A 20003-nucleotide genomic window follows, 5' to 3' on the forward strand; every position below is an offset into this window, starting at 1 on the left:
GACGCTGGCAGGATGGCTCCTGCGGGTATCGGGCCCGTTCTAGGGACAGGGAGGGATCCGGCTAACACCCGGTGACCAAAACAATTTTTCAGCAAAACGGGCGGCGGCAGTTCCATGCCGACGCCTTTGTTTGCTTGGCGATCGCGTGCCGGATAAGCCACAGGTTGTGACAATCGTAACGATTGGCACAAGACATACCCCAACATGCGTTTGACTACCCTGCACCCGCGCGATACCCACTGGGTGTCTGCTATTTTGACCTAAGGGTGGGATTCCATGGTCCTTCGTGCGTTTTTGCACCTGGCGCGTAGCGTCGGGCGGCTCGTTGCCCCGGCACTTGTTGTTTTGTCGCTTATTGCTGTCGCCGCGCCGGTTGACGCGCAATCGTTCCGGTTCAACAGCTTTGACGTTCAGGGCAACACGCGCACCAATGACGCGTCGGTCTTGCAGGTGGCGGGTCTGGCGCCCGGCAGCACGGTTTCGGCAGCGCAGGTGAACGATGCGCTGCAACGGCTGCAGAACTCTGGCTTGTTTGAGAACGTCGAGGTGTCGCCGCGTGGCAATACGCTGGTGATCACCGTGGTCGAATATCCCACGATCAACCGCATCGCCATCGAAGGAAACCGCCGCCTCGATGATGATGAGCTTCTGATCCTGCTCGAATCGACGCCGCGCCGGGTGTTTTCGCCCATCACCGCCGAGCGTGATGCCGCCGCGATTGCCGAAGCCTACCGCGTCACGGGCCGCCTGACGGCCACCGCCACGCCGCAAATCATACGCCGCGCCGACAACCGCGTGGATCTGGTGTTTGAAGTGACAGAAGGCGCGGTGGTCGAGACCCAGCGCATTGCCTTTGTGGGCAACCGTGATTTCTCGGACCGCCGTCTGCGCCAGATCCTGGAATCGACACAATCGGGCCTGTTCAATCGCCTGATCCGCTCGGACACCTTCATCGAGGACCGTATTGCGCTGGACCGCCAGCTTCTGACGGATTTCTACCAGGATCGCGGCTATATCGACTTCGCCATTCAGTCCGTGACGCCGGAATTGAGCCGGGATCGCGGCGCGTATTTCGTGACGTTCAACATCCGTGAAGGCCAAAGCTATCGCATCGGCAACATGTCGGTGACCTCGCAGTTCCCCGGCGCGAACGCCGCCGATTTCCAGAACGCGATCAACATCCGCCAAGGCGTGCGCTACAGCCCGCGCATCATCGACAACGTGATCACGCGGATGGAAAACCTTGCGTCTGACCAGGGCCTGCGCTTTGTGCGGATCGAGCCGGTTCTGACCCGCGACAATGCCAATCTGATCATCAACGTGGAATTCGTGATCTCGCGCGGCGAACGGGTGTTCGTGGAACGGATCGACATCGAAGGCAACCAGACGACGCTCGACCGCGTGATCCGCCGCCAGTTTGACGTTGTCGAAGGCGACCCGATGGACGCGCGCCAGATCCGCGCCGCCGCCGAGCGGATCCGCGCCACCGGCTTCTTTGCCGACGTGCAGGTGGCAGGCCGCCAGGGCACCTCACCGGAGCAGGTGATCGTGGACGTTGACGTGGAAGAGCAGCCGACAGGCTCGCTCGGGTTCTCGGCCAGCTATTCCACCGATGGCGGGGCAGGGCTTGCGGTCAACTTCTCGGAACAGAACTTCCTGGGGCGCGGCCAAGCGATTGCCGTGGGCTTCAATACGACCGACGGGTCGCAGTCGCTGAACTTCTCGTTCACCGAACCGGCGTTCCTGCGCCGCGACCTGGCCCTGGGGCTGAGCGCCTACTACGCGGTCAACCAGGAAGACGATTCCGAGGCTGAGACGATCACCTACGGCGTCGGCACCAGCATTGCCTTCCCGATCAGCGAGAACAGCCGCCTGCGCCTGTTCTACAACTATGACCACGACGAAGTTTCCGGTCTGGACCCGGCCGAGGACTCGGCGATCCTGATCAATGAGCCGCCGGAAGCCGACACCTCCCGCGCCGGTTTCACCTACAGCTTCGACAACCGCGATACGGGCCTGAACCCCAACGCTGGCGTGGCCTTTGCGTTCACAGGTGAATACGCGGGCCTGGGCGGCGATACAGAGTTTGTCCGCGCGCGGGTGCGCGCCATTGCCGAGACGCGGGTCGCGCGGGAAGAAGTCACCCTGCGGGCCACGTTTGAGGGTGGCGCGATCACCGCGCTGGACGATGACGGCACACGCCTGGCCAACCGCTTCTCGCTCAATTCCCGGCAGATGCGCGGTTTTGAAAGCCGGGGCCTTGGCCCCCGCGACACGGGCGCAAACAACCGCAACAGCCTGGGCGGCAACTACTTTGCCGTGGCGCGGTTCGAGGCCGCGTTCCCCCTGGGTCTGCCCGAGGAATACGGGATCTCGGGCGGCGCGTTCTTTGACGTCGGCTCGGTCTGGGGGCTGGACGATACGGCTGGCACCGCCACGGTTGACGACGACTTCTACCTGCGGTCGACAGTGGGTGTCTCGATCTTCTGGGACACGGCGCTTGGCCCGCTTCGGTTCAACTTCTCGCACCCGCTGGAGTTCCAGGAGTACGACCGCACGCGTAACTTCGACTTCACTGTCGAGGCCCGTTTCTGAGCCCGATGATCAATCGCTTCGCATTCCTGCACGCCGCCACGCTCGCGTTGGCGGCGTTTGCATTCGCGCCCGCCCAGGCCCAACCCCTGGCGCCGCGCGATGCGGCGATCCTGGTGCTGAACCAGGACCGGCTGCTGACCCAGACCGCCTTCGGGCAACGCATCCAGTCCGAGTTGGACGCCGCCTCGGTGGCCTTGGCCGCCGAAAACCGGCAGATCGAGGCACAGCTGACCGAGGAAGAGCTGGAGCTGACCGAGCGTCGGCCTACGATGTCGCCCGAAGACTTCCGCGTCTTGGCCGATGAATTCGACGCCCGTGTCGTTGCGATCCGCGCCGCGCAAGACGCTAAGACCCGCGATCTTCAGGCCCAGGCCGAGGCCGCACAACAGCGCTTTTTCGAAGAGACGTTTCCTGTCCTTCTGGACATCGTGCAATCGCGCGGCGCGGCGGTCCTGCTGGACAGTCGCACGGTTTTGCTGTCCGCAGGCTCCGTCGATATCACCGATGCTGCCATCGTGGCGATTGACGAGGCGATGGGGCAGGGCGGCGACGCGCCCCTGATCTCGCTGCCCGGTGTCACGGCGCCCGAACAATAGCGCTGCTTGCCGTAGGCGGGCGGAGTTGTTACGCCTCCTGCTAACCAAAACCTACGGAGAGCAGCCATGACGGCAGACGTCCCAACCACCGCCGACATTGACCTGATCCAGCGCATCCTGCCGCACCGCTATCCGTTTCTGCTGGTCGACCGTGTCCGCGACATCGTGCCGTTCAAATCGGCCGTCGGCCTGAAGAACGTCACCATCAACGAGCCGCATTTCCAGGGCCACTTCCCCGGCCTGCCGATCATGCCTGGCGTGACGATTGTGGAAGCGATGGCGCAGACGGCGGCGGTGATGATCGGGGTCTCGGCGGATCTGGCGGACAAGAACTTCCTTGTCTATTTCATGGGCCTCGACAACTGCAAATTCCGCCGCAAGGTGGTGCCCGGCGATGTGCTGGAACTCAGCATCGAGGCCACGCGCGGCAAGCCCGGCGCGAAGGTCTGGAAATTTGCCGGTCGCGCCGAGGTTGAGGGGGAGCTGGCCTGCGAATGCAGCTTCACGGCGATGATGGAAATCCCTGTGGAGGCAGGCTGAATGGCGGTTGATGCCTCGGCCAACGTCCATCCCAGCGCGGTTATTGAAGACGGCGCCGTGATCGGTGCGGGCTGCGAGATCGGCCCGTTCTGCGTGGTCGGCCCTGAGGTCACTCTGGGCGCGGGCGTGGTCATGAAATCCCACGCCATCGTCACCGGCTGGACCGACATCGGCGACGATTGCCAGCTGTTCCCCTTCTGCTCCATCGGTGAAATCCCCCAGGACAAGAAATTTGGCGGCGAGCGCACGCGCCTGATCGTCGGTGCGCGCAACCGCATCCGCGAGGGCGTGACGATGAACACCGGCACCGAGGGTGGCGGCGGCATCACGCGCGTGGGTGATGACGGGTTGTTCCTGGCCAATTCCCATGTGGCCCACGACTGCCAGGTCGGGGACCGGGTGATCATGGTGAATTCTTCGGCGCTGGCGGGGCACTGCATTGTCGGTGACGACGTGATCATCGGCGGGCTGTCGGGGGTGCATCAGTTCGTGCGCGTGGGCCATGGCGCGATCATTGGCGCCGTCTCGATGGTCACAAATGATGTCATTCCTTACGGTCTCGTGCAGGGTCCCCGCGGGCGTTTGGACGGGTTGAACCTTGTAGGTCTGAAGCGCAAGGGCGTGGCGAAGGCCGATATCACGGCACTGCGCGCCGCGTTGCAGGCGCTCAAGCAAGGCGAGGGCGCGAGCTTTCAGGAACGCGCCCGACGGCTGGGGGAAAGCGAAGAGATCGACAGCGATTACGTGCGCGAAATCGTGGATTTCGTGATGGGCGACAGCGACCGCTCATTCCTGACGCCGGAGTAAAGCCATGCGCGCAATCCTTGCAGGCAAGGGCGCGTTGCCGGGCCTTTTGCTGGAGGCCGGGCCCGCCGAGCTTGTCCGGTTCAAAGGTGTTGAGGTGGACGCAGCCCCGACCCTGGACGCCCGGTTCGAGCAGTTGGGCACCTTGTTTGACACCCTGCGCGAGAAGGGCGTGACGGAGGTCTGCCTTGCCGGGGCGATGTCGCGCCCGCCGCTGGACCCTGTCGCGTTTGATCCGTTCACAGCCGCGAAAATGCCGGTCCTGATGGCGGCCATGGGGAAGGGCGACGACGCCCTTTTGCGCGCCGTCATCGGCGTGATTGTGGAGGCCGGATTTACGGTCATCGCGGCCCACGCCGTCCGCCCTGATCTGGTCGCCCCGGCGGGCGTTTTGGCCGGAAAGGCCGTGGCCGAGACCGACGCCGCGCGCGCGCGTGCCGTCCTCGATGCGCTGGGGCCGCTGGATGTGGGGCAAGGGGCTGTGGCGGCCAAGGGCCAGGTCATCGGGGTCGAGACGTTGCAGGGCACTGACGCGATGCTGGCCTTCGTGGGGCAGACTGCGCCCGGCTCGGGCGGGGTGCTGGTGAAACGCCCAAAGCCAGGCCAGGATTTGCGCGTCGACATGCCCGCCATCGGTCCTGACACGGTCAGAGCTGCCGCGCGCGCGGGCCTTGCGGGGATCGAGGTTGCGGCGGGCAACGTCCTGCTTCTGGACCGCGACGCGATCCTGGCCGCCTGTGCCGAGACCGGCATGAACCTTTGGGCGGGTCCATGAATGAGCGGCCCCTGAAGCTGTTTCTTGTCGCCGGAGAGCCCTCGGGCGACAGCCTGGCGAGCGCGCTGATGCAGGGGTTCAAGGTCATCGGCAGGGACGTGACCTACGAGGGCGTCGGCGGCCCGGGCATGGCGCGCCAGGGCCTGACATCGCTGTTTCCCTATGACGAGCTTTCGGTGATGGGGCTGGCCGAGATCCTGCCCAAGTACCGCGCCCTCAAGCGCCGCATCGCCGAGACGGCGGAGGCCTTCCTTGCAAGCGGCGCTGACGCGCTGATCACCATCGACAGCCCGGATTTCGGCCTGCGAGTGGCCAAGATCGTCAAGGCCAAACGGCCCGGCGCGAAAACGATCCATTACGTCGCGCCCTCTGTCTGGGCCTGGCGCACGGGACGCGCGCGCAAGATGGCGCAACACATCGACCATGTGCTGGCGCTTCTGCCGTTCGAGCCGCCCTACATGAGTGCCGTTGGCCTCAGCTGCGATTTCGTGGGCCATCCTATCGCCGCGCGCGAAGAAGCCACCGATGTGGAAAGGGAGGGCTTTCGCCGTCAGTTCGGCCTGACGGAGGCCGACCGTGTCGTCCTAGTGCTGCCGGGCTCGCGCAGGTCCGAGGTCACGCGCCTTGCACCGATCTTTGGCGAGGCCTTGCGTGGCATCGACGCAACGTTGGTGCTGCCCACGACCGCAAACGTCGCCACGTTCGTCGAAGAGTTGACCCGCGATTGGTCCCCCAAACCGATCCTCATCGACCCGCGCGCTTCCACCATGGGCGAATACGAGGCCCTGAAACTTGGGGCGTTTTCAGTGGCGGAGGCAGCGCTCGCGGCCTCTGGCACCGTGTCGCTGGAACTGGCCCATGCGAAGACGCCGATGGTCATCGCCTACGACATGCACTGGCTGACGCGGATCATCATGAAGATGGCGATCCGCGTCGACACGGTCACCTTGGTTAACCTGGTGTCCGAGACCCGCGCCGTGCCTGAGTTCCTGGGCCGCAACTGTCGCCCCGGCCCGATCCGTGCCGCCCTTGATGAGGTCCGCGCGCGCAGGCCGGAAGCGCAGATGGCCGCAATGGCCCTGACCATGGAACGCCTGGGTTGGAGCGGATCCCCCCCCGGGGTGCGTGCGGCGCGTTCAGTGGTGGATTTCCTCAGCCGGTGAACGCCGCCTCTCTGGCTCCGGCAAGGTCCACAAGGATATTCGGGTCAACCGCGAAGATGTGGCGCGGGGTGCCTGCGGCGGCATAGACCACGTCAAACTCCAGCAGGCGCGGGTCAACCCAGGCGCGGATCGGGGACAGGTGGCCGATGGGGGACACGCCGCCGATGGCAAAACCGGTTTGCTTGCGGATCAGATCGGCGTCGGCCTTGCCCAAAGGCTCGCCTGCGACGGCACTGGCCTTTTCGGCATCCACCAGATTGCCGCCAGCGGTCAGGAACAGCACCGCCGCGCCGCTGGTCTCGGCGCGGAAAATGATCGACTTGGCGATCTGATCGAGGTGACATCCGGCCGCTTGCGCCGCCGCCGCCGCCGTGCGCGTCCCCTCGGCCATTTCCACCACATCCGCGGCCACGCCCGCTTCCTCCAACGCCCGCTTCACGCGCTTCAACGACTTTGACACTGTTTGGGTCCCTTGCCATTCCACATCGGCCCTAGTTAGGTCGATTTGGACCGATCTGAAAGCCCCGCCTATGCCCTTCGCCGCCCGCCTCACCCGCTCTCCCATCGCGCTTTCGCCCGAGCGCGGGGCGGAGGCTTTGGCCCAGATGCACGGGGTGCCGCCGGAGGTGGCGGAGGTGATCACGGGCGCGGCCGGATCCTCGCCCTACCTGGCCGAGTTGATCCGCAAAGAGGGCCACTGGCTGTCCCACGCCCTGGAGCAAGAGCCGGAAGAGGTGATCTCAACCCTCATCGCCGAGACCGGGACGCTGGAGGCCGCCACGATCAACGCGGGCCTGCGCCAGTTGAAACGCCGCGCGGCGCTGATCGTGGGGCTGGCGGACCTGGGCGGCGTCTGGGGGCTGGCGACGGTGACCCAGGCCTGGACCGACTTTGCAGACGCCTGCGTGTCTGCGGCGCTCGCCGTCCATGTCGCGGTCCTGGCGCGGCGCGGCAAGATCCCCGGCCAAACGGAAGCAGACGCGCTGCGGGACGGGGCGGGGATGGTGGCGCTGGCGATGGGCAAGATGGGCGCGGGCGAGCTGAACTACTCCTCCGACATCGACCTCATTTGCCTGTTTGACGAGACGCGCTTTGACGGCCCATCTGAAGAGATGGAGGCGCGCGCGGGCTTCATCAAGGCGACGCGGGCCATGGCCGCGACGCTGAATGATCCCACGTCCGATGGCTACGTGTTCCGCACCGATCTGCGCCTGCGTCCCGATGCCAGTGTGACGCCGGTCTGCATCTCCATGGCCGCTGCTGAGCGGTACTATGAGGGCGAGGGGCGGACTTGGGAGCGTTCCGCCTATATCAAGGCGCGCCCGGCGGCGGGTGATGTGGCGGCGGGCGAGAGGTTCTTAACGGCGTTAACCCCTTTCGTCTGGCGCAAGCATCTGGATTTCGCCGCCGTGGCCGAGACGATGGACATGCGCCAGCGTATTCGCGACCACAAGGGCCTGCACGGGCTGGCGCTTGAGGGGCGCAACCTCAAACTGGGGCACGGCGGTATCCGCGAGATCGAGTTCTTCGCCCAAACCCGCCAGCTGGTGGCGGGTGGCCGCGACCCCAGCCTGCGACAGCCGCGCACGGTCAAAGCCTTGGCTGCCCTGGCGCGCGCCGAATGGATCACCCGCGATGTCGCGGGCGCGTTGGCTGATCACTACAGCGCCCTGCGCGAGTCAGAGCATCGCCTGCAGATGATTGACGACGCGCAAACCCATTCCCTGCCCAAAACGCCCGAGGGGTTCGACCGGCTGGCGCGGCTCAGCGGTGAGGCCAGCACAGCGCGGTATCGCGCCACCCTTGAAGCGCGGTTGGATGCGGTCGCCGCCCTGACCCAGGACCTCTACGCCTCAAAATCCAACCCGACCGCCGCGCCCACCCTCTCCGATGATGCACGCGCCATCGTCGCGCGTTGGCCCGGCTATCCGGCGCTGAAATCCGAGCGGGGGCAGGCGATTTTCGAACGCCTCAAGCCCGATCTGCTGAACCGCTTCACCGCCTCGGCCCGCCCGGAAGAGGCGCTGGCCAATTTCGACGGTTTCCTGCGCGGGCTGCCTGCGGGGGTGCAGATCTTCTCGCTGTTCGATGCCAACCCCAGCCTGGTCGATCTGCTCGTCGATATCTGCGCCACGGCGCCGGGCCTCGCCTCTTACCTGTCGCGCAACAGCGGGGTGCTGGATGCCGTGCTGGACGGCCAGTTCTTCGCCGATTGGCCCGGGGCAGAGGGCCTGACCCAGGACCTTGCCCGGACGCTGGAGCCGCTGGATTACGAGACGCAACTGGACGCTGCGCGGCGCTGGCAGAAGGAATGGCACTTCCGCGTCGGCGTTCACATGTTGCGCGGGCTCATCACCGCCAAAGACGCGGCGCATCAGTATTCCGACATCGCGCAGTCCGTCGTCGCGGGCCTTTGGCCCTGCGTCTGCGCCGATATCGCGCGTCGCCACGGGCCTGCGCCGGGACGCGGGGGCTTGGTGCTGGCCATGGGGAGCCTCGGCGTGCGAGAAATGACAGCAACCTCGGATCTGGACCTGATCGTGATCTTCGACGCCCAAGGGGTTGAGCTGACCGAAGGCCGCCGCCCGCTGGACCCGCGCGGCTGGTTTGCCAAGGCCACGAAAGCGATGATCACGGCGCTGAGCGCCCCCACCGCCGAGGGAAAGCTCTACGATGTGGACATGCGCCTTCGCCCCTCGGGCGGGCAGGGGCCGGTGGCCACCGCGCTGACCTCGTTCGAGCGCTACCAGCGCGAAGAGGCCTGGGTGTGGGAGCATATGGCCCTGACCCGCGCGCGGATCGTGGCGGGCGATGCGGGCCTTGCGCGCGATGTGGAGGCCATTCGATGTGCCGTCATTGAAACCCGCCGGGGCGACGCGTCGATCCTGCCGGAAGCCGCCGTCATGCGCGCGCGTCTGCAAGAGGCCGGGCGAAAGGGGAGCACCTGGGCGGTCCGCGAAGGACCGGGCGGGTTGCAGGACATCGCGCTGATCGCCCAGGCCCTGGCGCTGAGCGCCGGGCGCGCTGTCGACGGAACCTTGGCCCAGATCGACGCCGCCGCGGACGCGGGGCTGATCGACGCGGCAGCGGCCGCCTGTCTGTCCAAGGCCTACCGCCTGTTTCAGGTCGTCTCCCAAGGCGGGCGTCTTCTGACGGAGGCCTCTTTGGAGGACACGAACACCGGCGACGGCGGGCGTGCTTTTCTGCAACGGATGGCCGAGGTGACGTCGACAGAGGCTTTGGTGACGCAGCTTGACCAGTCCCGTGCGCAAGCCGCTGCTATCATCGACAAAATCCTGCCCGCGCCCAAGGGGACCCCGCAATGACCGACAAAGATCCCAATGACCCCAAGGAGTTGATCCACGAGGCGTTCCGCATCGAGGGCATCACCATCTACGAGTGCCGCTCGATCTTCGTCGACTGGGCGTTGAGCGTACAGGTCACCGACCACGCGCCGTTGATCGAGGCGCTTCTGGCGCGCCACGCGGGTGACCCGGATGATCATCCGATGAAGACCGTCCTGACCGAAGGGTTGGCCGCAAAACCGCCCTCCAAACGCCGGGGCGGGCGGGCGGCGCGGGTGCCTCAGTCGGACTGAGGCCGCTCGATGTAGCGCACGGGGTATGTGATGGGTTCGGTCTCACCCAGCGTGGTGGCCGGGTCGCGCAGCGCTGCGGGCGATGGCATCTGGTCGTCGGGAGTGCGCGCGATGGGTAAGGCTTCGCCTAGGGCCTGGTCCAGTTCTGACGGACGGCGATGGTCCTCCAACAGGGGCGCGGCGTCGAACCCGTTAAGGGCGTCGCAGGCGGCGGGGGTGCAGGTGACCGTGATGCGGAACCGGGAAACGGCGAGGTCTGGCAAGATGACCGACGTGCCGTCGAGGGCGACCCCGGCCCCCATGGCCTGCGTCGCCGCGCGGTCGCCGAAACCCATGGTATCGGTCAGGAAGCTGACGGCACGGTCTTGAACCACGATGTCCGCGTCAGGGGCCAGGGGACCAAGATGGGCCGCCACCGCCTCGGTCATCTGATCTTGCAGAAAAAGGGTCGCGCGACCGGTGCCAAGCCGGGTCCAATGGTAGGGTGTCTCGATCACCCGCTGATGGGTGAAAGGCCGAAACCCGGGTGGCAGGCTGACAGCGCGGACGGTGGCATCCGCTGCGATGCGGGTGCGCAGGTCTGAAACCTCGGCCTCGGTCAGGTCCGCGTCGATCATCGTAACTGGCGCGCTGAGCGGGCGCAGGGGGCGCAAGTCCATCCGGCGGCGGTTGCAGAACGCGAAATCGCGGGCGATTTCAGCGTCTTGTATTACCCAGATGATTTTTCCGGGCCGGGTCGTGCTGCCCCAGCAGTAAAGCGGCACATGGGTGTTTCCAGTGAAGGCGTCCAGGAAACGCGGACCGTGCATGCCGATCTCGGTGCCGGGCGGCAGGGCGTTTGCGTCCAGCTCGAACCAGCCGTCTTCGCCGTCCATGAACACGATCAGATCCGCCGTCCCCTCAGTCAGCGCCAGCATCGGCGAGACGGGCCGCTGGGGCAGAGCGGCAAGGGCGCGAGCGTCGTTGATTGTCCGCAACCCTTCACGGGGTCCACCCATCAAGATCAGAACACCTCCCATGAGCACCGCCGAAAGGAGGATGCCCCATGCGAGGCGTCTCACGTCTTGATGCGCGCGGCGTGACTGCCGCGTTCGCGGTAGGGGGTGGTATCATAATGGGCGCGGTAGCATTTTGAGAAATGCGAGGGCGAGGCGAAGCCGCAGGCGAGCGCCACGTTGATCACGCTCATGTCGGTCTGCATCAGCAGGTTGCGCGCTTTGCCCAGGCGCAGCTCCATATAATAGCGCTTGGGGGAGCGGTTGAGGTAGCGCCGGAACAGACGCTCCAACTGCCGCGTGGACATGCCGACGTCCATGGCAAGCTGCGCCGGGCTAATCGGATCTTCGATGTTTTGCTCCATCATCCGAATGACTTGCCCCAGCTTCGGATGCCGCACGCCGATGCGGGTCGGGATCGACAGGCGCTGGGTGTCCTGGTCCGTGCGGATCGAGGTGTAGATCAACTGATCCGCCACCAGATTGGCCAGATCCTCGCCCTGATCCTCGGCGATCAGCTTCAGCATCAGATCGATGGATGCGGTGCCGCCGGCGGTGGTGATGCGGTTGCCGTCCACGACAAACACGGACTTGGTCAGCGTGACCTCTTCAAATTCCTCGGCAAAGCTGTCCTGGTTTTCCCAGTGGATCGTGGCGCGCTTGCCGTCCAGAAGCCCGGCGCGTGCGAGCGTGTAGCCCGCCGTGCAGAGACCGCCGATGACCGGACCTTTGCGCGCCTCGCGCCGGATCCAGCTGAGCAGGCGTTTCGTTGTGGCCCCTGCCACATCGATCCCGCCGCACAGCAAGACGACGTCGTCGCGGGTGACCTCTTCCAGGTCACTGTCCAATCGAAACCAGATCCCGGCCGAGGCTTGCGCGTATTCGCCGCCTTCGCCCGCCAGTGTCCATTGGTACAGCTCCTGGCCCGACATCCGGTTGGCGATGCGCAGCGCCTCAACCGCGGAGGAGAAGCACAGCATGGTGAATTGGTCCAACAGGACGAACACGAACCGCTTGGGGCCTTCGCCGGGGCGCAACCGGGCACTTTTGTCCGACATCTCGCAATACTCCCATGGCGAGCCAAAGCGCGGCACGCCTACCGCGAGTAGAAGCGAAATCACTAAACTTGGGCGCGTGCAATCCCGAGAAGTCACTTTCATCGTCAATCATTCACAAAATGCGGGATTGGAAGCGGCAACGGCCTTGTGTAGAGAGGGCGGCGATCCCTGCGAATTGGAGACAGTTATGACCGCAGCAAGCAGCTGGACGAAATCCGATTGGCGCGCCAAGCCGCGCGTGCAAATGCCTGACTATCTGGACGAGGGCGCCCTGGACGCGGTCGAAGCGCAGCTGCGTCAGTATCCGCCGCTGGTGTTTGCCGGTGAGGCCCGGACACTGCGCGATGAGCTCGCAGCCGTGTCGAGAGGAGAGGGCTTTCTCCTGCAGGGCGGCGATTGCGCGGAAAGCTTCGCCGAATTCTCTGCCGACAACATCCGCGACACCTTCAAGGTGATGTTGCAGATGGCGACCGTTCTGACGTTCGGCGCGAAGGTGCCGGTGGTGAAGATCGGGCGGATGGCAGGCCAATTCGCCAAGCCCCGCTCGGCGCCGACGGAAACGGTGAACGGCGTGGAGCTGCCGTCTTACCGCGGGGACATCATCAACGAGTTGGACTTCACGCCCGAGGCGCGGATCCCCAACCCCGGCAAGATGCTGCAGGCCTACACCCAGGCGGCGGCCACGCTGAACCTTCTGCGCGCGTTCTCCAAGGGCGGTTTCGCGGATATTCACCGGGTGCATTCCTGGACGCTTGGGTTCACCGATATGTCCGACGCTGAGCGTTATGCCGATATGGCCAACCGCATCCAGGACGCGCTGGACTTCATGACCGCGGCGGGTGTCACGCCGTCCACGGCGCATGAGTTGGGGCAGGTGGATTTCTACACCTCCCATGAGGCGCTGCTGCTGGAGTATGAAGAGGCGCTCTGCCGTCTGGATTCGACCTCTGGCAAGTGGCTCGCGGGTTCCGGCCACATGATCTGGATCGGCGACCGCACCCGTCAGCCCGACGGCGCCCATGTGGAGTTCTGCAAGGGCGTGCAGAACCCGATTGGGGTGAAATGTGGCCCGTCGCTGACCCGCTCGGACCTCAAAGAGCTTCTCGATACGCTGAACCCGAACCGTGAAGCGGGCCGGATCGTGCTGATCAACCGCTTCGGCGCGGGCAAAGTGGCCGACCACATGCCCAAGCTGATCCGCGCCGTCGAGGAAGAGGCGCACCCCGTCGTCTGGACCTGCGACCCGATGCACGGCAACACGATCAAGGCCGACAGCGGCTACAAGACCCGGCCCTTCGACAGCGTTCTGCGCGAAGTGCAGGAGTTCTTTGCTGTCCACCGGTCCGAGGGCACGATCCCCGGCGGTGTGCATTTCGAGATGACGGGCCAGGACGTGACCGAATGCACCGGCGGTGTGCGGGCGGTGACGGACGAAGATCTGTCCTCGCGCTACCACACGGCCTGCGATCCGCGCCTCAACGCCTCGCAGTCGCTGGAACTGGCGTTCCTGGTGGCGGAAGAGCTGTCGGCCACCCGCGACGCCTTGCGCGCGACGGCCTAAGCGAAAGGGCGGCGGGCCTTAAGACAGCCCGCCGTCAATCACCTGAAACACCGGACGGCTGTGGTGCGGCAGATCCTGCGCCTGCAAAAGCGGCGCGGCCTGGGTCGCCAGACGGGGCCGCATGATGCGGGTCGCGATCGGCTTAGCCGAGGCCGTATCGCCCATCGGTCCGACCAAAGCACCCGTCTCGGGGATGTCCAGGGTCCAGCTGTCGGTCACGTGAAACCGTCCGCGAATGTCCGAGACAAACGGCGTCACGGAAGCCCGCTCGGAATAGATCGCGAGCGCGCGGGTCAGGGCGCCGCGGGTATCTGTCAACGGCAGGATAGCCATCATCGCTTCTGGCACCGCGCCCGACCGCTCCGGGCGCGCGAGGGCCAGGATACTGACGGCGGGCGTTGTGATCGCGGTTTCCGCCGCGGCCATCGCGACATTGCGGTCGTCTAGGTCGAAGAGGGAGCGGAAGGGCATGCCGCGCAGCTCCATCCCCGCCCGGCTCGACATCGTGGCGCCCGCGAGGCGCATCCGCACGGTGCCCGCGCGCGGACGCTCCAGAATGCTGATACGCGACAGGTGGCGGGTGATGGCCGAGGGGCTGATCTCGACCCGGCCTGGCGCGACGCGGTCCCCGCGCAGCCCGTCCCAATAGCGCACGATACTAGTGATGCGGCCGTCGAGGGCAGGCAGCGCTTGGGTCGTATCATTTGTGGTGCTCATCTAACGCTCTCCGTTGGGGGATTGCCCTGCGGCGCCCGTCCAATCAACCAAAACCATGCCCCCTGACAGGCCGCCCCTTGGCGCGTCTTATCGCCGTGGTGCCCTTCCTGTCCCTTTTCGAATACACTGTTTAAAATTGTTCGGGCAGGGGGAGAATTGACAGATGGTTAATCGTGGACAGCACCGGAATGAGTAGCGGCGGCCTTGCCTCGATGACGGCTTTCGCCAGCCTTGAGGGCGCGTCAGAGGGGTTTTCCTGGAGCTGGGATCTGCGGTCCGTCAATGGGCGGGGCCTCGACCTGCGGCTGCGGCTGCCCGATGGGCTGTCGGGGCTGGAACAGCCCCTGCGGGCGGCGCTGAAAAAGGCGCTGTCGCGGGGGAACGTGACCCTTGGCCTGCGCCTGAACCGGGAGGCCGGGCCCGCCGGTCGCCTGTCGCCCGAGGCGCTGGACGCCGCGCTGGAGATGATCGCCGAGGTTGAAGCGCGCGCGAACGGCGCGCTGACCCATTCCACGGCGGTCGACGTGTTGGGCATGCGCGGCGTGATGGACGGCGGGGACGCGGGCGATCTGCCAAGTGTGGAGGCGTTGATGGCCGAGGCTGGCACGCTGATCACGGCTTTCGTGGAGATGCGCCGCACCGAGGGCGCCGCCCTGACCGAGGTCATGTCCGCGCAACTCACCCGGATCGAAGACCTGTCAGACGCCGCGATGGCCGCTGCCAAAGCCCGCACCGAAAGCCAGGGCGACCGATTGCGCAGCCAGGTTGCCGCGCTGTTGGAGGCCACAGACGTCGTGGACGAGGCGCGATTGGCGCAAGAGCTGGCGACCCTGACGGTAAAGGGCGATGTCACCGAAGAGATTGACCGCCTTGGGGCCCATGTCGCCGCCGCGCGCGATTTGATCGACACGGGCGGCCCCGTGGGGCGCAAACTGGATTTCCTGATGCAGGAGTTCAACCGCGAGGCCAATACGCTCTGCGCCAAGTCCGCCGATACCGCGCTGACCGCCATTGGTCTTGACCTGAAACTGACCATCGATCAGATGCGCGAGCAGGTACAGAATGTGGAGTGAAGATGTCTGAAACGGAACGGCGCGGTCTTCTGATCATCCTGTCTTCGCCCTCGGGTGCGGGCAAATCCACACTGGCGCGGCGGCTGATGAACTGGGATCCGACGCTCAGCTTTTCGGTGTCGGCCACGACGCGGGCGGCGCGCCCGGGCGAAGTGGACGGGCACGATTACCGGTTCATCAGCGAGGCGGATTTCAAATCCCTCGTTGCCGACGGCCAGATGCTGGAGCACGCCCATGTCTTCGGGAATTTCTACGGCTCGCCCATGGCGCCGGTTTCAGAGGCAATCGAAACGGGCTGCGATGTGCTCTTCGATATCGACTGGCAAGGCGCGCAGCAAATCCGCAACTCGGCCCTTGGCAAGCATACGCTTTCCATTTTCATCCTGCCGCCGTCGATCCCCGAGCTGAAAAAACGCCTGGAAGGTCGCGCCCAGGACAGCGCCGAGGTGATCGAGAAGCGGATGCGCAAGAGTTGGGACGAGATCAGCCGGTGGGACGCCTATGATTATGTGTTGGTTAATGACGACCTGATCCGCACGGAAGAGCGTTTGAAGACGATCATCACTGCCGAACGATTGCGCCGGGAACAGCAGCCTGATTTGCAGCGCCATGTGCGCAGCCTGCAGGCGGAATTCGAGGAGTTGGACCGATGATCTACGCGCTCGACGGGATCGCCCCCGATATCGCCGAAGACACTTGGGTCGCCCCCGATGCCAATGTGATTGGCAACGTGGTGTTGGAGGCCGGCGCAAGCGTCTGGTTCGGATGCACGTTGCGGGGTGACAATGAGGAGATTCGCGTCGGCGCCGGCTCCAATGTGCAGGAGAACGTGGTGTGCCACACCGATCCCGGCTGTCCGCTGCTGATCGGGCCCGATTGCACGATTGGCCACAAAGCGATGCTGCATGGCTGCACCATCGGGGCGGGGTCGTTGATCGGGATGGGCGCGACCGTGTTGAATGGCGCGCAGATCGGGGCGGGGTGCCTGATCGGGGCGGGTGCGTTGATCCCCGAGGGTAAGGTGATCCCCGATGGATCGCTGGTCATGGGAATGCCCGGCAAGGTGGTTCGGGAGTTGGATGAGGCGGCCCGTGAGGGGCTTTTGGCCTCTGCCGACCATTATCGCCAGAACATGCGGCGGTTTCGGGCGGGCTTGCGCCCGACCTGAGGTGGTTGGCTAAAGGCTTGCTTCCAGCGCGTCAGGTGGTCGACATCCGGAACGTCTCGGTATCGGCCACGTAGTTGACCGTCAGCCCCAGCGTCTGGGCGGCTTCGAACAGGACCGGGAATTGCGCATCAGAGGGCCGCAAGGGGCGGTTTGAGGATGGCGCGCCAGAGCGCAGGATGTCCCAAAGATCTTCGTCAACGTTCAGCCGGGTCCCCGTGGCCTCCAACTGCCAATGCCCCATGGGATCAGGGCCGATGCGCACGGTCCCCCCCATCGGCAGCGCGGTTTCAGCGCACAGCAGCATCAGAAGGGCCATTTTGGTTTCCTGGCGCGACCGGTCATCGTCGGCCATCCAGACGGCGGCGATCCGGCTTTGATGGAAATATCCCTCCACCACGATCTTCGCTTCGCGCAGCGACGTCACCTGGCCCGGGGCCGCGCCGCCAAAGGCCAAGCGGAACAAGCGGATGCGCGCCTCTGCGGCGCGCACGGCGTCGCGGATCAGCTCAACCTCCGGGCCGTCGGCCTTTCCGGTCATCTCCAGAAGCTCAACGCCATTGCCGATGGCGCCCAACGGGTTAACTAGATCATGGCATAGGCGTGAGGCCACCAAATCTGCTAGGCTTGCGGCTGGTTCAACTAACTCGTCACGCATAAACAAGGCCTTTCACGCCATGGACAAAGAAAACGCGGCCGCCGCCGATATCACGGCGATCCTTGCGCCCGGCATGTATGTGCGCAACCCCAAAGCGCCGGAATGGGGCTTGGGACAAGTGCAATCGAACATCGCGGGACGTGTCACCGTGACGTTTGAGAACGAGGGAAAACTGGTTCTGGATGGTCGTCGCATAGCCTTGGTCATCGATGATCTCTCCTGAACACTAACCGGACCATAGGAGCCAGTGGTTAATACCCCCTTAACGCAGGCCACAACTTTACGTTGACGTTACCTCTGCGTCCATCTTGCAAATGCGAAGCAGGCTGTTACACCCACCCTCCGTCCTACCTTGTGCCTCTGGCGCGGGGGCAATCCCTTGGAACTGCGATATAAACATGCAGATTGATGAGCCGCATCTGGAGCTGCGCCTGGCCGAGACAGCGGCGGAAATTCGTGCCGCACAGCGGTTGAGATACAAGGTATTTATAGAAGAACTGGGCGGCACGGGCCCGATGGTTGATCATGACGCGGGCCTGGAGATGGACCGCTTCGACGCCTTCTTCGACCACCTGATTCTGCTCGATCACCGGCGCGCGGAGGACGACCGTGTCGTCGGTGTCTACCGCCTGATGCGCGAGCAGGGCGCGCAGCGGGCCGGGTCGTTTTATTCGGAAGACGAATACGATCTTACCGCCTTGCGCGCCTCAAAACGCACATTACTGGAACTGGGGCGGTCCTGCGTGCATGCCGATTACCGGGGCGGCACGGCGATGATGCATCTCTGGGCCGGGCTTGATGAGTACATCATCGAGCATGGGATCGAGGTGATGTTCGGCGTTGCCAGCTTCCATGGCCTGGATCCGGCACCGCTTGCGGGGCCGCTGTCCTTCCTGCACCACCGCCACCTCGCGCCCGCAAATATTCGCCCCAAGGCGCGCGCAGACGGTGCCTTGTCGATGGATATGATCCCGGAAGACGCGCTGGACCGCCCCGCCGTGATCCGCGCCATGCCGTCGCTGATCAAGGCCTATCTGCGGTTGGGCGGTTTCGTGGGCGAGGGGGCCTATGTCGATCGTCCGTTCAATTGCATCGACGTCTGTCTGGTGATCGATGTCGCCCGGATGCCCCCCGCGCATCGGGCGATCTACCAGCGGGACCGCGCCCGTGGCTGATACCTGGAACGGCGCGCCGGAACCTGCACCGCGCCCTTTGGGCGCGCGGGAATGGCTGCGGATCGTCCTGCGGGTATCGCCCTTGCTGGCGATCTTGCTGGTGTGCTTCCCGCTCCTGCTGCTTCTGCGTTTCCCAGAGCGGTGGATCTGGGGCCTGAGGCGTCCGGTCACGCCCTACCTGACGCAAATCGTCTGCGTGGTGGCCTGCCGCTGCCTCGGCCTGAGGCGGGCGATCTCTGGCCAGCCGATGAAAACGCCGGGGGCCTTCGTGGCCAATCACGTCAGTTGGCTCGACATTTTCGTCCTGAATGCGGGCAAGCGGATGTATTTTGTCGCCAAGTCCGAGGTCTCGGGCTGGGGCGGGATCGGCTGGCTGGCGCGCGCCACGGGCACGGTCTTCATCCGCCGCAACCGGGCCGAGGCGGCGGCGCAGACCAAACTTTTCGAGGATCGCCTGATCGCGGGACACCAGTTGTTGTTCTTCCCCGAGGGCACGTCGACCGACGGGCTGCAGGTGCTGCCCTTCAAGACGACACTGTTCGAGGCCTTCTTTTCCGAACGGCTCCGCGACCGCCTACAGGTGCAGCCGATCACGCTGAGCTACACAGCGCCCGCAGGGGCGGCCCCCAGCCACTATGGCTGGTGGGGTGATATGGATTTCGGCCCGAGCCTTTTGCAGATCCTGGCCACGCCGGGGCGGGGGCATGTGCTGGTCACCTACCATGCGCCGCTTTCCGTGGCCCGTGCGCTAAATCGTAAAGCCCTTGCGAAGGCGGCGGAAGAGGCGGTGCGCGGCGGCTTGAAGGCCGGCGGCGCGGGTTAGCGCAGGGGGGCTGTGAGGGCCGTCAGTGCCGAGAGGGGATCGTCCGTGCGCCAGATCTCTGGCCCGATGGCGAAGAAATCCGTCACCGGCGCAAAGGCCTCCACCAGCGAGACATCCAGCGCGCCTTCGGCGACGACCGGCACCTCGATCATCTGCGACCACCAGGCGAAGAGGTCGTGCTCGGCACGGCTGCCGTCGCCCAACCCGCTTTCGCCCAAGGGGCCGAAACTCACGTAATCGGCCCCAGACTCTCCAGCCGTCATCCCGTCATGGCGCGACGCGGCGCAATAGGCTCCGATGATGGCGTCAGCGCCCAATGCCTTGCGGGTGTCCCGCACGGAACGCGCGCCGTCGGTCAAGTGGACGCCGTCCAGGCCCAAGCGCTCGACCAGTTGAATATGGCGGTCGATCACCAGGGGCACGTCGCGGGCGTGGGCCACCTCGCGACATTGATCCGCCGCGCGCGCGAGCAGGGCTTCGTCTTCGGCAACAAGGGCCAGGCGGATGCAGGCGATGTCCACGGCATCCAGAAGCGCCGCCAGTTGCGGCGCGAAAACCGCCGGATCGAACGCCGTGGGCGTGACAAGGTAGAGTTGCGGGGTCTCGGGGGCGTCGACGTCATCCATGGCGGGATCCTGCGGGCGTTGGTTGGGCTCGGCGCTGATACCGCCCCTTGACGCCCAAGGCAATCGGGCGGCGAAGGGGGC

At 65.3% G+C, this 20003-nt stretch carries 21 protein-coding genes; 15 read left to right on the forward strand and 6 right to left on the reverse strand.

The window, feature by feature from the left end; translation table 11 throughout:
• Nucleotides 1-345: 345 nt before the first annotated feature.
• The 6 genes from bamA to lpxB all read left to right on the forward strand — a co-directional run bounded on the left by bamA (nucleotide 346) and on the right by lpxB (nucleotide 6473).
• Nucleotides 346-2595 (forward strand): outer membrane protein assembly factor BamA, encoded by a 2250-nt coding sequence (bamA, locus tag AC6I9R_RS11240; protein WP_461425657.1) that lies wholly within the window; start codon nucleotides 346-348, stop codon nucleotides 2593-2595.
• A gap of 5 nt (nucleotides 2596-2600) precedes the next feature.
• A complete protein-coding gene (locus AC6I9R_RS11245) occupies nucleotides 2601-3191 on the forward strand; it encodes an OmpH/Skp family outer membrane protein (protein ID WP_461425658.1) in 591 nt (196 codons plus the stop codon).
• Nucleotides 3192-3257: 66 nt separating this feature from the next.
• Nucleotides 3258-3731: a 3-hydroxyacyl-ACP dehydratase FabZ gene (gene fabZ / locus AC6I9R_RS11250; protein ID WP_461425659.1), complete on the forward strand. Its 474-nt coding sequence runs from the start codon at nucleotides 3258-3260 to the stop codon at nucleotides 3729-3731.
• Nucleotides 3732-4538, forward strand: a complete 807-nt coding sequence (gene lpxA / locus AC6I9R_RS11255; protein ID WP_461425660.1) for an acyl-ACP--UDP-N-acetylglucosamine O-acyltransferase — start codon at nucleotides 3732-3734, stop codon at nucleotides 4536-4538.
• 4 nt (nucleotides 4539-4542) lie between these two features.
• Nucleotides 4543-5310: an LpxI family protein gene (locus AC6I9R_RS11260; protein ID WP_461425661.1), complete on the forward strand. Its 768-nt coding sequence runs from the start codon at nucleotides 4543-4545 to the stop codon at nucleotides 5308-5310.
• 11 nt (nucleotides 5311-5321) lie between these two features.
• Nucleotides 5322-6473 (forward strand): lipid-A-disaccharide synthase, encoded by a 1152-nt coding sequence (gene lpxB, locus AC6I9R_RS11265; protein ID WP_461426607.1) that lies wholly within the window; start codon nucleotides 5322-5324, stop codon nucleotides 6471-6473.
• Here lpxB and AC6I9R_RS11270 read toward each other — a convergent pair.
• A complete protein-coding gene (locus tag AC6I9R_RS11270; RefSeq protein ID WP_461425662.1) occupies nucleotides 6463-6933 on the reverse strand; it encodes a YbaK/EbsC family protein in 471 nt (156 codons plus the stop codon). The two genes, lpxB and AC6I9R_RS11270, sit on opposite strands and share 11 nt — an antisense overlap.
• Nucleotides 6934-7003: 70 nt before the next feature.
• Between AC6I9R_RS11270 and AC6I9R_RS11275 the strand changes: the two genes are divergently transcribed.
• Together AC6I9R_RS11275 and AC6I9R_RS11280 are read left to right on the forward strand one after the other, a co-directional pair.
• Nucleotides 7004-9799: a [protein-PII] uridylyltransferase family protein gene (locus AC6I9R_RS11275; RefSeq protein WP_461425663.1), complete on the forward strand. Its 2796-nt coding sequence runs from the start codon at nucleotides 7004-7006 to the stop codon at nucleotides 9797-9799.
• Nucleotides 9796-10071, forward strand: a complete 276-nt coding sequence (locus AC6I9R_RS11280; protein WP_461425664.1) for a hypothetical protein — start codon at nucleotides 9796-9798, stop codon at nucleotides 10069-10071. Before AC6I9R_RS11275 ends, AC6I9R_RS11280 begins: the two co-directional genes overlap by 4 nt.
• Here AC6I9R_RS11280 and AC6I9R_RS11285 read toward each other — a convergent pair.
• Entirely contained in the window at nucleotides 10059-11069 is a 1011-nt protein-coding gene (locus tag AC6I9R_RS11285; protein WP_461425665.1) for a hypothetical protein, read from the reverse strand. The two genes, AC6I9R_RS11280 and AC6I9R_RS11285, sit on opposite strands and share 13 nt — an antisense overlap.
• A 59-nt stretch (nucleotides 11070-11128) precedes the next feature.
• A complete protein-coding gene (locus tag AC6I9R_RS11290) occupies nucleotides 11129-12124 on the reverse strand; it encodes a GlxA family transcriptional regulator (protein WP_461425666.1) in 996 nt (331 codons plus the stop codon).
• A gap of 187 nt (nucleotides 12125-12311) precedes the next feature.
• On the opposite strand from AC6I9R_RS11290, the gene AC6I9R_RS11295 reads away from it, so the two are divergent.
• Nucleotides 12312-13685: a class II 3-deoxy-7-phosphoheptulonate synthase gene (locus AC6I9R_RS11295; RefSeq protein ID WP_461425667.1), complete on the forward strand. Its 1374-nt coding sequence runs from the start codon at nucleotides 12312-12314 to the stop codon at nucleotides 13683-13685.
• Nucleotides 13686-13703: 18 nt separating this feature from the next.
• Here the strand turns inward: AC6I9R_RS11295 and AC6I9R_RS11300 are convergent, their stop codons facing one another.
• Nucleotides 13704-14402: a PAS domain-containing protein gene (locus AC6I9R_RS11300; RefSeq protein WP_461425668.1), complete on the reverse strand. Its 699-nt coding sequence runs from the start codon at nucleotides 14400-14402 to the stop codon at nucleotides 13704-13706.
• A 188-nt stretch (nucleotides 14403-14590) separates the two neighbouring features.
• On the opposite strand from AC6I9R_RS11300, the gene AC6I9R_RS11305 reads away from it, so the two are divergent.
• The 3 genes from AC6I9R_RS11305 to AC6I9R_RS11315 are packed head-to-tail and all read left to right on the forward strand — an operon-like array spanning nucleotide 14591 to nucleotide 16643.
• A complete protein-coding gene (locus AC6I9R_RS11305) occupies nucleotides 14591-15475 on the forward strand; it encodes a YicC/YloC family endoribonuclease (RefSeq protein ID WP_461426608.1) in 885 nt (294 codons plus the stop codon).
• A 2-nt stretch (nucleotides 15476-15477) separates the two neighbouring features.
• Complete coding sequence (gene gmk / locus AC6I9R_RS11310; protein ID WP_461425669.1) at nucleotides 15478-16128, forward strand: guanylate kinase; 651 nt, start codon at nucleotides 15478-15480, stop codon at nucleotides 16126-16128.
• The gene (locus tag AC6I9R_RS11315; protein ID WP_461425670.1) at nucleotides 16125-16643 is read left to right on the forward strand and encodes a gamma carbonic anhydrase family protein; all 519 of its coding nucleotides are present in this window, start codon (nucleotides 16125-16127) and stop codon (nucleotides 16641-16643) included. Before gmk ends, AC6I9R_RS11315 begins: the two co-directional genes overlap by 4 nt.
• 31 nt (nucleotides 16644-16674) lie before the next feature.
• On the opposite strand, the gene AC6I9R_RS11320 is transcribed toward AC6I9R_RS11315, so the two are convergent.
• Nucleotides 16675-17253, reverse strand: coding sequence for a histidine phosphotransferase family protein (locus AC6I9R_RS11320; protein WP_461425671.1), 579 nt, complete (start codon nucleotides 17251-17253; stop codon nucleotides 16675-16677).
• A gap of 64 nt (nucleotides 17254-17317) precedes the next feature.
• Here AC6I9R_RS11320 and AC6I9R_RS11325 point away from each other — a divergent pair, with 64 nt between their 5' ends.
• The 3 genes from AC6I9R_RS11325 (at nucleotide 17318) to olsA (ending at nucleotide 19296) form a co-directional block, all read left to right on the forward strand.
• A complete protein-coding gene (locus AC6I9R_RS11325; RefSeq protein ID WP_461425672.1) occupies nucleotides 17318-17521 on the forward strand; it encodes a DUF3553 domain-containing protein in 204 nt (67 codons plus the stop codon).
• A gap of 175 nt (nucleotides 17522-17696) precedes the next feature.
• Nucleotides 17697-18473: an L-ornithine N(alpha)-acyltransferase gene (gene olsB / locus AC6I9R_RS11330; protein ID WP_461425673.1), complete on the forward strand. Its 777-nt coding sequence runs from the start codon at nucleotides 17697-17699 to the stop codon at nucleotides 18471-18473.
• Nucleotides 18466-19296 (forward strand): lyso-ornithine lipid O-acyltransferase, encoded by an 831-nt coding sequence (olsA, locus tag AC6I9R_RS11335; RefSeq protein WP_461425674.1) that lies wholly within the window; start codon nucleotides 18466-18468, stop codon nucleotides 19294-19296. The genes olsB and olsA overlap by 8 nt, the downstream gene beginning before the upstream one ends.
• Here the strand turns inward: olsA and AC6I9R_RS11340 are convergent.
• Entirely contained in the window at nucleotides 19293-19922 is a 630-nt protein-coding gene (locus tag AC6I9R_RS11340; RefSeq protein ID WP_461425675.1) for a thiamine phosphate synthase, read from the reverse strand. The genes olsA and AC6I9R_RS11340 overlap by 4 nt on opposite strands.
• Between the last annotated feature and the right edge of the window lie 81 nt (nucleotides 19923-20003).

Source organism: Gymnodinialimonas sp. (genome assembly GCF_059726805.1).

Bases quoted from the DNA above. Each gene is read 5' to 3' on its own strand.
- AC6I9R_RS11290 (WP_461425666.1), bottom strand. From the start codon at position 12,124: ATGTCGGACAAAAGTGCCCGGTTGCGCCCCGGCGAAGGCCCCAAGCGG.
- AC6I9R_RS11245 (WP_461425658.1), top strand. From the start codon at position 2,601: ATGATCAATCGCTTCGCATTCCTGCACGCCGCCACGCTCGCGTTGGCG.
- AC6I9R_RS11300 (WP_461425668.1), bottom strand. From the start codon at position 14,402: ATGAGCACCACAAATGATACGACCCAAGCGCTGCCTGCCCTCGACGGC.
- lpxA (WP_461425660.1), top strand. From the start codon at position 3,732: ATGGCGGTTGATGCCTCGGCCAACGTCCATCCCAGCGCGGTTATTGAA.
- AC6I9R_RS11280 (WP_461425664.1), top strand. From the start codon at position 9,796: ATGACCGACAAAGATCCCAATGACCCCAAGGAGTTGATCCACGAGGCG.
- AC6I9R_RS11295 (WP_461425667.1), top strand. From the start codon at position 12,312: ATGACCGCAGCAAGCAGCTGGACGAAATCCGATTGGCGCGCCAAGCCG.
- AC6I9R_RS11275 (WP_461425663.1), top strand. From the start codon at position 7,004: ATGCCCTTCGCCGCCCGCCTCACCCGCTCTCCCATCGCGCTTTCGCCC.
- olsB (WP_461425673.1), top strand. From the start codon at position 17,697: ATGCAGATTGATGAGCCGCATCTGGAGCTGCGCCTGGCCGAGACAGCG.
- AC6I9R_RS11340 (WP_461425675.1), bottom strand. From the start codon at position 19,922: ATGGATGACGTCGACGCCCCCGAGACCCCGCAACTCTACCTTGTCACG.
- AC6I9R_RS11260 (WP_461425661.1), top strand. From the start codon at position 4,543: ATGCGCGCAATCCTTGCAGGCAAGGGCGCGTTGCCGGGCCTTTTGCTG.
- AC6I9R_RS11305 (WP_461426608.1), top strand. From the start codon at position 14,591: ATGAGTAGCGGCGGCCTTGCCTCGATGACGGCTTTCGCCAGCCTTGAG.
- AC6I9R_RS11285 (WP_461425665.1), bottom strand. From the start codon at position 11,069: ATGGGTGGACCCCGTGAAGGGTTGCGGACAATCAACGACGCTCGCGCC.
- gmk (WP_461425669.1), top strand. From the start codon at position 15,478: ATGTCTGAAACGGAACGGCGCGGTCTTCTGATCATCCTGTCTTCGCCC.
- AC6I9R_RS11315 (WP_461425670.1), top strand. From the start codon at position 16,125: ATGATCTACGCGCTCGACGGGATCGCCCCCGATATCGCCGAAGACACT.
- AC6I9R_RS11325 (WP_461425672.1), top strand. From the start codon at position 17,318: ATGGACAAAGAAAACGCGGCCGCCGCCGATATCACGGCGATCCTTGCG.
- fabZ (WP_461425659.1), top strand. From the start codon at position 3,258: ATGACGGCAGACGTCCCAACCACCGCCGACATTGACCTGATCCAGCGC.